Below are 12,891 nucleotides of genomic sequence, written 5' to 3' on the forward strand. Positions count from 1 at the left end.
CGGACGGCCACTGGGCCTGCGTCACTGCAAACGTCCCGGTTACTTCTTGACCTCGACCTCGGTCCAGACGGCCTGGCGCTGGTAGTCGATCTTCACGTTCTGCACGCGCTTCGAGTAGCCGGCGACGGTGTGGTCGGTGAACAGCGGGATCGCCGGCATGTCCTCCATGAGCTTCTTCTCGGCCTCGAAGTAGCCCTTGTTGGCCTCTTCGGGCGTCTTGGCCTCGTCCGCCTTGTTCATCAGGGCGTCGACGTCCTTGTTGCTGTAGCCCATGTCGTTCGCGCCGGCACCGGTACGGAACTGCTCGGTGACGAAGTTGGCGATGTTCGGGAAGTCCATCACCCAGGCCATACGGAACGGGTTGCTGAGCTTCTTCTCGGTGATCAGGTCACGCGACTCCTGGAAGGTGGACTTCGCGTCGGTCACGCACTCGACACCGGCGTTCTGCCGGATGTCGTTGCAGACCGCGTCCACCCACTCCTTGTTGGCGCCGTCGGCGTTGTAGGTGATGGTCACCTTGTTGCCCGGGACGCCGCCGCCCTGCTTGATGAGGTCCTTGGCCTTGGCCGGGTCGAACTTGCAGTAGTCGCCACAGGCGCCGTCCTGCCAGCCCGGGATGCCCTTCGGCGTGAAGCCGGTGGCCGCGTCCTTGCTGCCCTTGAGCGCGGTCTTGGCGATGGTCTCGCGGTCGATCGCCATGGACAGGCCCTGGCGGACCTTGGCCTTCTCCGGCTTGCCCCACTCCTTGTCGTACAGCGGGAAGCCGATGTTGGTGTTGCCGCCGTACGGCTGGCTGATGGCGCGCTTGCCGAGGTCCTGCTGGAACTTGCCCACCTGCGAGTTGGGCACCTGGTACATGATGTCGATCTTGTCCGACAGCAGTTCCGCGTAGGCCGCGTCGTCCTTGCTGAAGAACCTGAAGTCGATGCCGCCGTTCTTGGGCTTGTCGTCACCCTTGTAGTCGGCGAACTTACGGACCTTCAGCTGGACCTTGTGGGCCCAGTCGCCCTCCATCTTGTACGGGCCGTTGCCGATGGGGTGCTCGCCGAAGGCCTTGGGGTCCTTGTAGAACGCCTCGGGCAGCGGGAAGAAGGCGTCGTAGTACAGCCGCTGCTTGAAGGTGGACACCGGACGCGTGAGCTCGATGGTGAACTCGTTGTCATTGACGACCTTCAGGCCCGACATCGCGTCGGCCTTGGGGTCGCCCTTCTCCGGGTGGACGTCCTCGTAGCCCTTGATGGCCTCGTACCAGGAGGAGTTGAGCTGCGCGTTCTTGGCGTTCGCGGCCCAGTTCCACGCCTTGACGAAGGAGTTCGCGGTGACCGTCTCGCCGTTGTGGAACTTCCAGCCCGGCTTGAGCTTGACGGTGTAGTGCTGGTTGTCAGTGGTGTCGACGCTCTGCGCCTGCGCCATCTGCAGCTTGTTGTCGATGTCGAAGGTCACCAGGCCGCGGAACATGTTGGCCATCATGTAATGGCCGCCGACCTCATTGGTGTTGGTCGGGATGAGCCCGCGCTGCGGCTCGGTGTTGTAGTACGTGAAGACGCCGTTGGGGTCAACGGCCGCACTGCCCTCGTCATCGTCCTTGTTGCCGCCGCCACAGGCAGTCGCCGCCATCGCGACGACTATCGCACCCACGACCCACTTGGCGCTCTTGGCACCGCGCATGGGTATCCCTCCTCAGGAGTCCACTGTCACCAGATAGGAGGAACCGGCCCCTACGCGCTGACACCCCTGACAGCGCTCACAGGAACCGGAACCCCCGAATGTGCTCGTGAGCCCCCGCACTCCCCACAGCGCGTGACCCATTGACCCGAGCTAATGGCCCCACTATTGAGCACTGCCGCTCCTTAAACCACACTTACTGGGTCTCGCTTTGGTCACATCGATCACTGCCACATGCCCGAAATACGGACAAAGACGGCCCAGACAGACACGTACGAAACGGGCTGTTGACGCCACATCGGGAGGGGAGCGTCCGTTATCCGGACGACTCGTGCGCCGTGGCGCGAAAACGCCGAGAGGCCCGGCACCCCTCGCGGGGTACCGGGCCTCTGCGTCACCGGGCCGGGTCAAAGGCGAACTGACGCCAAGTCAGCCCGCCTTGACGCGACTCGGCGGCGCTTGACGCGACTCGGCCGTGCTCAGCGCGACTCAGCCGTGCTTGGCGCGCGACGCGGAGCGGCCGCGCTCCTTCTGGTCGAGGACGACCTTGCGGATGCGGACCGCCTCCGGGGTGACCTCGACGCACTCGTCGTCGCGGCAGAACTCCAGGGACTGCTCCAGCGACAGCTTGCGCGGCGGGACGATCGCCTCGAAGGAGTCGGCGGAGGAGGAGCGCATGTTGGTGAGCTTCTTCTCCTTGGTGATGTTGACGTCCATGTCGTCGGAGCGGGAGTTCTCACCGACGATCATGCCCTCGTACACCTCGGTGCCCGGCTCGGTGAAGAGCACGCCGCGCTCCTGGAGGTTCGTCATCGCGAACGCGGTGACGGCACCGGCGCGGTCGGCGACCAGGGAACCGTTGTTACGGGTCTTCAGCTCGCCGAACCACGGCTCGTGGCCCTCGTGGATGGAGTGGGCGATGCCCGTGCCACGGGTGTTGGTCAGGAACTCCGTACGGAAGCCGATCAGGCCGCGGGACGGCACGACGAACTCCATGCGGACCCAGCCGGAGCCGTGGTTGGACATGTTGTCCATCCGGCCCTTGCGGGTGCCCATGAGCTGCGTGACCGCGCCCATGTGCTCCTCGGGCACGTCGATGGTGATGCGCTCGACCGGCTCGTACGTCTTGCCGTCGACCTGCTTGGTGACGACCTGCGGCTTGCCGATGGTCATCTCGAAGCCCTCGCGGCGCATCTGCTCCACGAGGATGGCCAGCGCCAGCTCGCCGCGGCCCTGGACCTCCCAGGCGTCGGGACGCTCGGTGTCGAGCACCCGGAGGCTGACGTTACCGATCAGCTCGCGGTCCAGCCGGTCCTTGACCTGGCGGGCGGTGACCTTGCGGTCCTTGACGGCGGCCTTGGCGTCCGCGCCCTTGCCCGTGCCGCCACGGCCGACCAGCGGCGAGGTGTTCGTACCGATGGTCATGGAGATCGCCGGCTCGTCCACCGTGATCAGCGGCAGCGCGACCGGGTTCTCCGGGTCGGCCAGGGTCTCGCCGATCATGATGTTCGGGATGCCGGCGACGGCGCAGATGTCACCGGGGCCGGCCACCTCGGCCGGCTTGCGGGTGAGCGCCTCGGTCATCATCAGCTCGGTGATGCGGACGTTCTGCACGGTGCCGTCGCGCTTGATCCACGCGACCGTCTGGCCCTTGCGCAGTTCGCCCTGCTCGACGCGGAGCAGCGCGATACGGCCGAGGAAGTTGTCGGCGTCGAGGTTGGTGACGTGGGCCTGGAGCGGCGCGTCCTCCTCGTACGTCGGGGCCGGGACGTGCTCCAGGATGGTGGAGAAGAACGGCTCCAGGTTGGTGCTGTCCGCCGGGACGGTGCCGTCCTCCGGCTTGGTCAGCGAGGCGATGCCGTCGCGGCCGCAGGCGTAGACGATCGGGAACTCGATCTGGTCCTCGTCCGCGTCCAGGTCCAGGAAGAGGTCGTACGTCTCGTTGACGACCTCGTCGATGCGGGAGTCCGGCCGGTCCGTCTTGTTGATGCAGAGGATGACCGGCTTGCGCTGCTGGAGCGCCTTGCGGAGCACGAAGCGGGTCTGCGGCAGCGGGCCCTCGGAGGCGTCGACCAGCAGCACGACCGCGTCCACCATCGACAGACCGCGCTCGACCTCACCACCGAAGTCGGCGTGGCCGGGGGTGTCGATGATGTTGATGGTGATCGGGGCCCCGCCGTCCTTGGGGTGATACTTCACCGCCGTGTTCTTGGCGAGGATCGTGATGCCCTTCTCACGCTCCAGGTCGTTCGAGTCCATGACGCGGTCGTCAACGGAGTCGAGCTGGTGGGCGGCGAAGGCGCCGGCCTGCTTGAGCATGGCGTCGACGATGGTCGTCTTGCCGTGGTCGACGTGGGCGACGATGGCGACGTTACGGATGTCGTGGCGCGTGGGCATACTTGCGGCGCTTCTCCCGGGATCGTGGATGCCCGCGCGTCCGGTCCGGTACGCGGGCCTGCCGGGCGATCGAGCCACGGCCTTTACTCCATGGTACGGGGAGTTCGGGCCGGAGGCCGCGCGGGGAGCAGTGCGGGGCCCCTGACCTGCGGTGTCATGCCCCGGACCCGCCCCTTCACCGTTTCTTTCAGGGCTCCGCCCCGGACCCCGGGCACCGCGGCTCCGCCGCGAGGTCCTCAAGCGCCGGACGGGCTGATTCAGCCCGTCCGGCGCTTGAGGACAACCACGCGGAGCGCGCTGCCGGGACCGGGGGCACCCCTACCGCAGGAACCCCATGTCCTGATACCGCGGGCTGGCCAGCCCGAAAGCTCCGACATTCGCCAGCGCCCGCCGCGAGGCGACCAGCTCCGGCCGCTGATACAGCGGCACGGACCCCGCCGCCGCCCAGATCCGGGCATCCGCCCGCACCACCAGATCCCGCGAGGCCTCCGCGTCCAGTTCCGTCGACGCCTGTTCGAAGAGCCGGTCGATCTGGTCGGTGCCGACCCGCGTGTAGTTCTGCTCCACCTGGAGCGACCCGTCCGCCGCCGGCCGCGGCTTGGCGAAGATGGGCCGGGCGTCGGTGGCGGGGAAGGCACTGGCGGGCCAGGAGTAGAGGGCGAGGTCGAAGTCGCCGGAGGCGATGTGGTCGCGGAAGAAGCCCGCGTCGTCGACGGTGACGAGGTCCGTGTGGATGCCGACGGCGTCGAGCTGCCGGGCGATCCGCTCCCCGACCTGCCGCAGCGGCTCCGCGCCCGTGCCCTTGGGGAGGACGAACCGGAGGGCCAGCCGCTTGCCGTCCTTGAACCGTACGGGCACGGTCTTCGCCGCGCTCCCCTTGCCGCCTCCGGCGTCCCCGGCGTCCCGGGCGCTCTTGTCGTCACCGCCGGCCCCCGCACCGCCTCCAGGCCCGTCCTCCTCCCCCGCGTCCGCCGGCTCCGGCAGATTCTCGGGCTTGTCGGCCGGCACTCCGGCCGCCGGCTCCGGCGCCGATCCGGGGGCCGGTGACGCCGGGATTCCCGGGGATGCCGGGTCGGGAGCCCCATGCGGCTCCGCCTTGTCGTCCCGCCCATGCCGCGCCCCCGCCCCGTCGGCCTGAGCCGGCCCGCGCCCGGCCGGCCCGCCCCGGCCCTCCTTCCAGCCGGCGTCGGCGAGCAGGTCCCGGGCCGCGCCCGGGTCGGCGGGCCCGACGGCGTCGCTGTTGTCCTCGTAGCCGAGCTGCCCGGCGACGAGGACGTGGCTGCCCAGCGGGTCGGCCGGCAGTCCGAGGGTGCCGAGGACGTACCGGGCGAGCTCCTTGCGGTCGACGGCCCGGACGACGGCCCGCCGCACCCGCTCGTCGGCCAGCGCCCCGGAGGTGCCGTTGAGGGCGAGCTGCGTCCACACCGGTTCCAGGGCGCGGTGGACGACGAGGTCGTGCAGCCCGGTCGCCGCCTCCGGCTTGTTGGCGTCGTCGGCCTTCTTCGCCGGGGCGTTGGCCCGGTCGATCCGCTCGGCCGCGGCCGGGGTGATGTCGGCGAGGTCGACGCCGCCGTTGGCCAGCGCGTCGGCCCGTTCGCCGCGCGGCACCGCGCGGAGCACCAGCCGGTCCAGCTTGGCCCGGTCGCCCCACCAGCGGGGGTTGCGGACGAGCGTCAGCGTGCCCTGCCCGTCGTTGCGCTCGCCCACCTGGAACGGTCCGGCCGCGAACTTGAGCTCCTTGCGCATCGAGTCGTTGAACGCGTTGCCGCTGGCCATCGCCGCCCGGGGGTAGAGCGGGGTGAAGAGGGAGGCCCAGTCCACGTACGGCTTCGCAAAAGTGATCTTCACTTCGCGGGCGTCCGCACCGCGTTCGACTTTGTCGATCCGGTCGTAGCCGGCGTTGCCCGTCGACCAGAACGCGCTGTCCTTGCCGCGCAGCGCCTTCCACTGGGCCTCGAAGTCGGCAGCGGTGATCGGCGTGCCGTCGCTCCAGACCGCGCCGGGGTGCAGCCGGTAGACGACGACCTGCCGCGGCTCGCGCGCCACCACCTCGGCGGAGAGCAGGTAGTCGGGGTTGCGCTGGGGGCGCCCGCGGCCGTCGAGGGTGAAGAGGGCGGGCAGCACCGCGCCCGCCACCTGCCGGGTGGCCGCGTCGGCGTCCGACTGGAAGGCGTTGTAGGTGGCCGGCAGCGCGTCGACGGCCCAGGTCAGCGTGCCCTTGTCGGCGATCTTCGCGCGCGGCGCGGCGGCCACGTCCTGGATGCCGGCCGGCGGTTCCGCGCTCTCCCCGGAGCCCCCGCAGCCGGCCAGCGCGGGCAGCGGCAGGAGCGCGCCCGCGGCGAGCAGGGCGGCGGAACGGCGGGTGCGGCGGAGGCGGCGGACGCGGGGCCGCTCGCTCGTCGAGAGGGGGGACATGGGCGACAACCTCCGCCGTACGGGGTCCGGATCCACGATCAGGGGGTCGGTCAGGGGCCGGTCAGCCGGTCCAATGAACCGCTGATCGGATCTACTGGCGACCACTGAAAGCGACGGCCCGCGCGAACGGGGTGCCGACACGGCGCCTCCCCGGCGCACGCCACCCGCCTGGACGAACGTTTGGGCAGCGGCAGGGCTCGCGAGGAATGCGCTCCCGCGAAGGTGCAATCGGGGCCGCTATCTTCCCCTGAAGGGGTGTGACGCGCGACACTCTCTGTCGCATCGCAGTCGCCACCCGCAACCGCCCGTTCCGCGGAAGTGAGGGCAGATCCGTGTCCCTGAACGACGACCTGACAGCGGTTCAGCGCTGCCTCGGCGAACTCGACCGCGCCCTCGGCCGGCTGGAGCGCCGGCTGGGCAGCGGAGGCCCGGAGCTGCGGCGGATGCGTTCCGACGCCGGCCACCTGCGCGAGAGCCTGACGCTCCTGTGCGAGGCCCAGCCCCCGGAGCGCCCCCGCCCGGCCATGGTGCAGATCCCCGACACCCCGTACGACCCCGCGCTCTGGCGGGACGCCGACGAGGAGGGCATCGGCTCCCGCGCCCCGTAGCGCCGCCGGCGGCCTCCCTGACCCCCGCGCCCGGCATCCCCACACCCCCGCTCCTCGACGGAGTCCCTTTGTCCACTGGCACCGACCCCAGACCGTCCGCCGCCGCCGGCTCCCCGGCGCGCGGCGGCGTCCACCACTCCTCACGGGCCTCGATCGCCCCCCGCCACCTGCGCCGCGACCGCTGGTGGCTGCCGCCCGCGGCCACGGCGGCCGGGCTGCTGGCGTTCGTCGTCTACTCCACCTGGCGGGCGTTCGCCGACGAGCGCTACTACGCCGCGCCCTACGTCTCGCCGTTCTACTCGCCCTGCCTCGCCGAGCGCTGCGTCCCCATGAAGGACGGCGCCGACTGGGGGCTCTTCGGCTCCTGGTGGGCCCTGTCGCCCGCGCTGCTGGTCCTGATCTTCCCGCTGGGCTTCCGGCTCACCTGCTACTACTACCGCAAGGCGTACTACCGCGGGTTCTGGGCCTCTCCCCCGGCCTGCGCGGTCGCCGAGCCGCACGCGAAGTACACCGGGGAGAGCCGCTTCCCGCTGGTGCTGCAGAACATCCACCGGTACTTCTTCTACTTCGCGGTGATCGTCGCGGGCATCCTCACCTACGACGCCGTCCTGGCCTTCCGCGACGAGCACGGCGCCTGGGGGCACATGGGTCTCGGCACCCTCGTCATGCTCGCCAACATCGGCCTGATCTGGGCGTACACGCTCTCGTGCCACTCGTGCCGGCACATCGTCGGCGGGCGGCTGCGCACCTTCTCCAAGCACCCGGTGCGCTACCGCATGTGGGGCCTGGTGAGCCGGTTGAACGCCCGTCACATGCTGCTCGCCTGGGCGTCCCTGATCAGCGTCGCGCTGGCCGACCTGTACGTGTACCTGGTCGCCGGCGGCGTGTTCGACGATCCGCGCTTCTTCTAGGAGAGACCTACTGATGACTCGGGTGGACCGGCAGTCCTGGGACGTGGTCGTGGTGGGCGCGGGGGGCGCCGGGCTGCGTGCCGCGATCGAGGCCCGCGAGCAGGGACTGCGCTGCGCGGTGATCTGCAAATCGCTGTTCGGCAAGGCGCACACGGTGATGGCCGAGGGCGGCATCGCCGCCTGCATGGGCAACGTGAACGCGAACGACAACTGGCAGGTGCACTTCCGCGACACGCTGCGCGGCGGCAAGTTCCTCAACGACTGGCGGATGGCCGAACTGCTGGCGCAGGAGGCCCCGGACCGGGTGTGGGAGCTGGAGACCTGGGGGGCGGTCTTCGACCGGACGCCGGACGGGCGGATCTCGCAGCGGAACTTCGGCGGGCACGAGTACCCGCGGCTGGCGCACGTCGGCGACCGGACCGGCCTGGAGCTGATCCGCACGCTCCAGCAGAAGGTCGTCGCCCTCCAGCAGGAGGACTTCCGGCGGCACGGGGACCACGAGGCCCGGCTGAAGGTGTTCCAGGAGTGCACGGTCACCCGGGTGCTCCGCGACCGCGACGTCGCCTCCGGCGCCTCCCGGGTCTCCGGCGTCTTCGGCTACGAGCGCGAGTCCGGGCGGTTCCTCGTCCTGGAGGCGCCGGCCGTGGTGCTGGCCACCGGCGGCATCGGCAAGTCCTTCAAGGTGACCTCCAACTCCTGGGAGTACACCGGCGACGGGCACGCCCTGGCGCTGCTCGCCGGGGCCCGGCTGGTGAACATGGAGTTCGTCCAGTTCCATCCGACGGGCATGGTCTGGCCGCCGTCCGTGAAGGGCATCCTCGTCACCGAGTCGGTGCGCGGCGACGGCGGGGTGCTGCGCAACAGCGACGGCAAGCGGTTCATGTTCGACTACATCCCCGACGTCTTCAAGGAGAAGTACGCGGAGACGGAGGACGAGGGCGACCGCTGGTACACCGACCCCGACCACAACCGCCGGCCGCCGGAGCTGCTGCCGCGCGACGAGGTGGCGCGGGCGATCAACTCCGAGGTGAAGGCGGGCCGCGGCTCGCCGCACGGCGGGGTGTTCCTGGACGTCTCCACGCGGATGCCGGCCGACGTCATCCGCCGCAAACTGCCGTCCATGCACCACCAGTTCAAGGAGCTGGCGGACGTGGACATCACCGCGGAGGCCATGGAGGTCGGCCCCACCTGCCACTACGTGATGGGCGGCGTCGAGGTCGACCCGGACACCGCGGCGGCGGTCGGGGTGCCGGGTCTTTTCGCGGCCGGCGAGGTGGCGGGCGGGCTGCACGGCTCCAACCGGCTCGGCGGCAACTCCCTCTCCGACCTGCTGGTGTTCGGGCGGCGCGCGGGCCTGTACGCGGCCCGGTACGCGGCCGGTCTGGACGCGGCGGGGCGGCCGGCGGTCTCCGACGCGGACGTGGCATCGGCGGAGGCGGAGGCGCTGCGGCCGTTCGGCGCCGAGGAGAGCACCGGCGGGGCCGCCGAGAACCCGTACGCCCTGCACCAGGAGCTCCAGCAGTCGATGAACGACCTGGTGGGGATCATCCGGAAGGCGCCCGAGATGGAGGAGGCGCTGCGCCGGCTGTCCGGGCTGCGGGCCCGCGCCCGGCGGGCCGGGGTCGAGGGGCACCGGCAGTTCAACCCGGGCTGGCACCTGGCGCTGGACCTGCGGAACATGCTGCTGGTCAGCGAGTGCGTGGCGCGGGCGGCGCTGGAGCGGACCGAGAGCCGGGGCGGGCACACCCGCGACGACCACCCGGGCATGGACCGGCGCTGGCGGAAGGCGCGGCTGGTCTGCCGGCTGGCCGACGACAGCACCGAACCGGCCGCCGAGGACCCGGCGCTGGGCCGCATCCGGCTGGAGCGGCAGGAGCCCCCGGCGATCCGCCCCGACCTGCTGGAGCTGTTCGAGAAGGACGAGCTGAAGAAGTACCTGACGGACGAGGAGCTCACCCGATGAGTTATCAGGCCCGCTTCAAGGTGTGGCGGGGCGACGCCGGCGGTGGCGGCCTCACCGACTACGAGGTCGCCGTCAACGAGGGTGAGGTCGTCCTCGACATCATCCACCGGCTGCAGGCCACCGCCGCGCCGGACCTCGCGGTCCGCTGGAACTGCAAGGCGGGCAAGTGCGGTTCGTGCAGCGCGGAGATCAACGGCCGGCCGCGGCTGATGTGCATGACGCGGATGTCGGTGTTCGACCCGGCGGAGACGGTCACGGTGACGCCGATGCGGGCGTTCCCGGTCGTCCGCGACCTGGTGACGGACGTGTCGTACAACTACGCGAAGGCGCGGGACGTGGCCTCGTTCGCCCCGCCGCCGGACCTCAAGCCGGGCGAGTACCGGATGCGGCAGCAGGACGTGGACCGGCTCCAGGAGTTCCGCAAGTGCATCGAGTGCTTCCTGTGTCAGAACACCTGCCATGTGGTGCGTGACCACGAGGAGAACAAGCCGGCGTTCGCCGGGCCGCGCTTCCTGATGCGCGTCGCCGAGCTGGACATGCATCCGCTGGACGCCGCCGCCGAGGCGGGCGTCGACCGGAAGGCGGCGGCCCGCGAGGACTACGGGCTCGGCTACTGCAACATCACCAAATGCTGCACGGAGGTCTGCCCGGAGCACATCAAAATCACCGACAACGCGCTGATCCCGCTGAAGGAGCGGGTCGTCGACCGCTCCTACGACCCGCTGGTCTGGCTGGGCAGCAAGATCCGCCGCCGGGGCGCCGGGCACGGAACGTAATACCACACACCCTCCCGGTAGCGGCTCCGGCAAACCGGTCATACCCTCCGAAGTGTGACGCGGCTTTTGAGGCGGTACGGGCCCGGGGCGCCGGGCCCGGCCATCGTCGGCGCCCTCTTCGCGCTGTGCGTCCTCCTCCTCCCGGCGCCGTCCGTCGCCCGTGCCGAGACCCCGCTCGACCTGGACGCGACCGGGCACGTCACCGACACGGTCGGCGCGCTCGGCCGCCGCCGGCCCCAGGTCGAGGCCGCCCTCGCCCGGCTGGCCGGCCGGGACGTCCAGCTCTACGTCACCTACGTGCACGACTTCTCCGGCCGCACCGGCCGCGAGTGGGCCGACGCCACCGCCGACCGCAACGGCCTCGGCCCCCACGACGTCCTGCTCGCCGTCGCCACCTCACCCCGGCAGTTCGCCGTCTCCGCCGCCCAGGACTCCGGCTTCCGCGCCGAGCAGCTCCAGCAGGTCGCCACCGTCGCCATCAGCCCCGCCCTGAAGGCCCACGACTGGGCCGGGGCCGCGATCGGGGCCGCCGACGGCTACCGGTCCGTCCTGGCCGGCCAGGCCGTCCGGCCGCCCGTCATCGTCCCCGGCCGCAGCGACCCCGGCAGCAGCGGGCTGCTCCCGGGCGACCGGCGGTTCTGGGCGCCGGTGGCGGCCGGGGCGCTGCTCTGCCTGGCCGGGCTGCTGCTGCGCCGGCAGCGGCGCCGCCGGGCCCGCCGGCGGGTCACCGTCGTCCCGTTCCGCGCGCCCGTCACCGTCTCCGCCTCCACCGAGCCCGGCCTCGCCCGGATGGCCCAGCCGCTCACTCCGCTGCCCGACCTGGAGACGGAGGCGTCGCTCAACCTCGTCGCCACCGACGACGCGGTCCGCACCAGCGCCGAGGAGCTGTCCTTCGCCGTCGCCCAGCTCGGCGAGGCGGCGACGCTGCCGTTCGCCGAGGCCGTCGGCTACGCGCGGAGCGAGCTGGCCGCCGCCTTCCGGCTGCGGCAGCGGCTCGACGACGCGCCCGCCCACGACGACGACTTCCGCCGGCACGCCCTCGACGAGATCTGCTCCCGCTGCACCAGCGCCAACCGGCGGCTGGACGCCGAGGCGGCCGCCTTCGACCGGCTGCGCGCGCTGAAGGCCAACGCGGCGGTCGTCCTCGACCGCACGGAGGACGCCGCCCGGGCCCTGGAACCGCGCATCGACGCCGCCGAGAACGCCCTGTTCGCCCTCCGCCGCCGGTGCACCGAGGACGCGCTCGCCCCCGTCTGGCGGTACCCGGCCGAGGCCCGCGACCGGCTCGCCTTCGCGGGCGCCGCCCTGGAGGAGGCGCACACCGCGCTCGCCGAGGGCGACCGGGACCGGGCCGCGGTCTCGGTCCGCGCGGCCGAGGCCGCGCTCTCCCAGGCCCGCACCCTGGCCGCCGCCGCCCTGCGGCACGCCCACGAACTCAACGGCGCCACCCGGCGGCTGGCCGCGGCCCTCGCGGACGCGGAGGCCGCCGCGGCGGGCCGCGCCGAGGGCGCCGCCTTCGACCTGCTCACCGCCGTCCGCCGGGAGGCCGCCTGCGAACGGACCGACCCGCGGGCCGTCCTCCGCCGCATCGACGAGGCCGCCGCCGCCTTCGACGACCTCCTGCCCCCCGACGACCCCGGCCGCGCCGCCCGGACCCGCACCCGGACCGGCCGCGCCGTCCTCGCCGCCCGCGCCCGGGTCGCGGGCGCCCGCGACTTCATCGCCACCCACCGGGGCGCCGTCGGCGCCCGCGCCCGCACACGGCTCGCGGAGGCCGAGCGGCACCTGGCACTGACCCGCGGGGACCCGACCGAGGCCGACCGCGCGGAGACCCTCGCCCTCCAGGCGCGTACGGCGGCGGAACGGGACGTGGGCGTGTACGGCGTCGCCCACGCCATGCCCGACACGGCACGGCCGGCGCGGGCGTTGGGGGGCGCGCTGCTCGGGGGCATCGTCCTCGCGGGGCTGCTGCCGGCGACGTTCGGCGGCGGCGCGACGCGGGGGCGCCTGGCGGCGCCGGAGCGGTGAGGGTGCCCCGGCCCCGCCCTTTCACCGTTTCTTGCGGGGCAAGCCCCCGCACCCCCGAAACCGCGCTCCGCGCGAGCGGCGAAGCCGCGAAAAAGGGGGTCTGGGGCGCAGCCCCAGGAAACGGCGAA

The 12,891-nt window shown here is 71.9% G+C and carries 8 protein-coding genes; 5 read left to right on the forward strand and 3 right to left on the reverse strand.

The features are described 5' to 3' along the window. Positions 1-39: 39 nt before the first annotated feature. The 3 genes from ACH4PU_RS03080 to ACH4PU_RS03090 all read right to left on the reverse strand — a co-directional run bounded on the left by ACH4PU_RS03080 (position 40) and on the right by ACH4PU_RS03090 (position 6,477). Positions 40-1,668: an ABC transporter substrate-binding protein gene (locus ACH4PU_RS03080; RefSeq protein WP_398264939.1), complete on the reverse strand. Its 1,629-nt coding sequence runs from the start codon at positions 1,666-1,668 to the stop codon at positions 40-42. 486 nt (positions 1,669-2,154) lie between these two features. Further along, positions 2,155-4,062: a translational GTPase TypA gene (typA, locus tag ACH4PU_RS03085; RefSeq protein ID WP_398264942.1), complete on the reverse strand. Its 1,908-nt coding sequence runs from the start codon at positions 4,060-4,062 to the stop codon at positions 2,155-2,157. 318 nt (positions 4,063-4,380) lie between these two features. Then, positions 4,381-6,477 (reverse strand): ABC transporter family substrate-binding protein, encoded by a 2,097-nt coding sequence (locus ACH4PU_RS03090; RefSeq protein WP_398264945.1) that lies wholly within the window; start codon positions 6,475-6,477, stop codon positions 4,381-4,383. A gap of 332 nt (positions 6,478-6,809) precedes the next feature. Here ACH4PU_RS03090 and ACH4PU_RS03095 point away from each other — a divergent pair, with 332 nt between their 5' ends. The 5 genes from ACH4PU_RS03095 to ACH4PU_RS03115 all read left to right on the forward strand — a co-directional run bounded on the left by ACH4PU_RS03095 (position 6,810) and on the right by ACH4PU_RS03115 (position 12,763). After that, positions 6,810-7,085 carry a hypothetical protein gene (locus ACH4PU_RS03095; RefSeq protein WP_185941779.1) on the forward strand — a complete coding sequence of 92 codons (276 nt, stop codon included), beginning with the start codon at positions 6,810-6,812 and terminating at the stop codon, positions 7,083-7,085. A gap of 68 nt (positions 7,086-7,153) precedes the next feature. Then, positions 7,154-7,996 (forward strand): hypothetical protein, encoded by an 843-nt coding sequence (locus tag ACH4PU_RS03100; protein WP_185941780.1) that lies wholly within the window; start codon positions 7,154-7,156, stop codon positions 7,994-7,996. A gap of 13 nt (positions 7,997-8,009) precedes the next feature. After that, complete coding sequence (locus tag ACH4PU_RS03105; RefSeq protein WP_398264950.1) at positions 8,010-9,959, forward strand: fumarate reductase/succinate dehydrogenase flavoprotein subunit; 1,950 nt, start codon at positions 8,010-8,012, stop codon at positions 9,957-9,959. Beyond that, a complete protein-coding gene (locus tag ACH4PU_RS03110) occupies positions 9,956-10,735 on the forward strand; it encodes a succinate dehydrogenase/fumarate reductase iron-sulfur subunit (RefSeq protein ID WP_398264953.1) in 780 nt (259 codons plus the stop codon). The genes ACH4PU_RS03105 and ACH4PU_RS03110 overlap by 4 nt, the downstream gene beginning before the upstream one ends. 54 nt (positions 10,736-10,789) lie before the next feature. Further along, the gene (locus ACH4PU_RS03115; RefSeq protein ID WP_398264956.1) at positions 10,790-12,763 is read left to right on the forward strand and encodes a TPM domain-containing protein; all 1,974 of its coding nucleotides are present in this window, start codon (positions 10,790-10,792) and stop codon (positions 12,761-12,763) included. Positions 12,764-12,891 lie beyond the last annotated feature (128 nt).

Origin of the sequence: Streptomyces sp. NPDC021100, from assembly GCF_044333095.1 — a bacterium.
Taxonomy (GTDB): Bacteria; Actinomycetota; Actinomycetes; order Streptomycetales; family Streptomycetaceae; genus Streptomyces.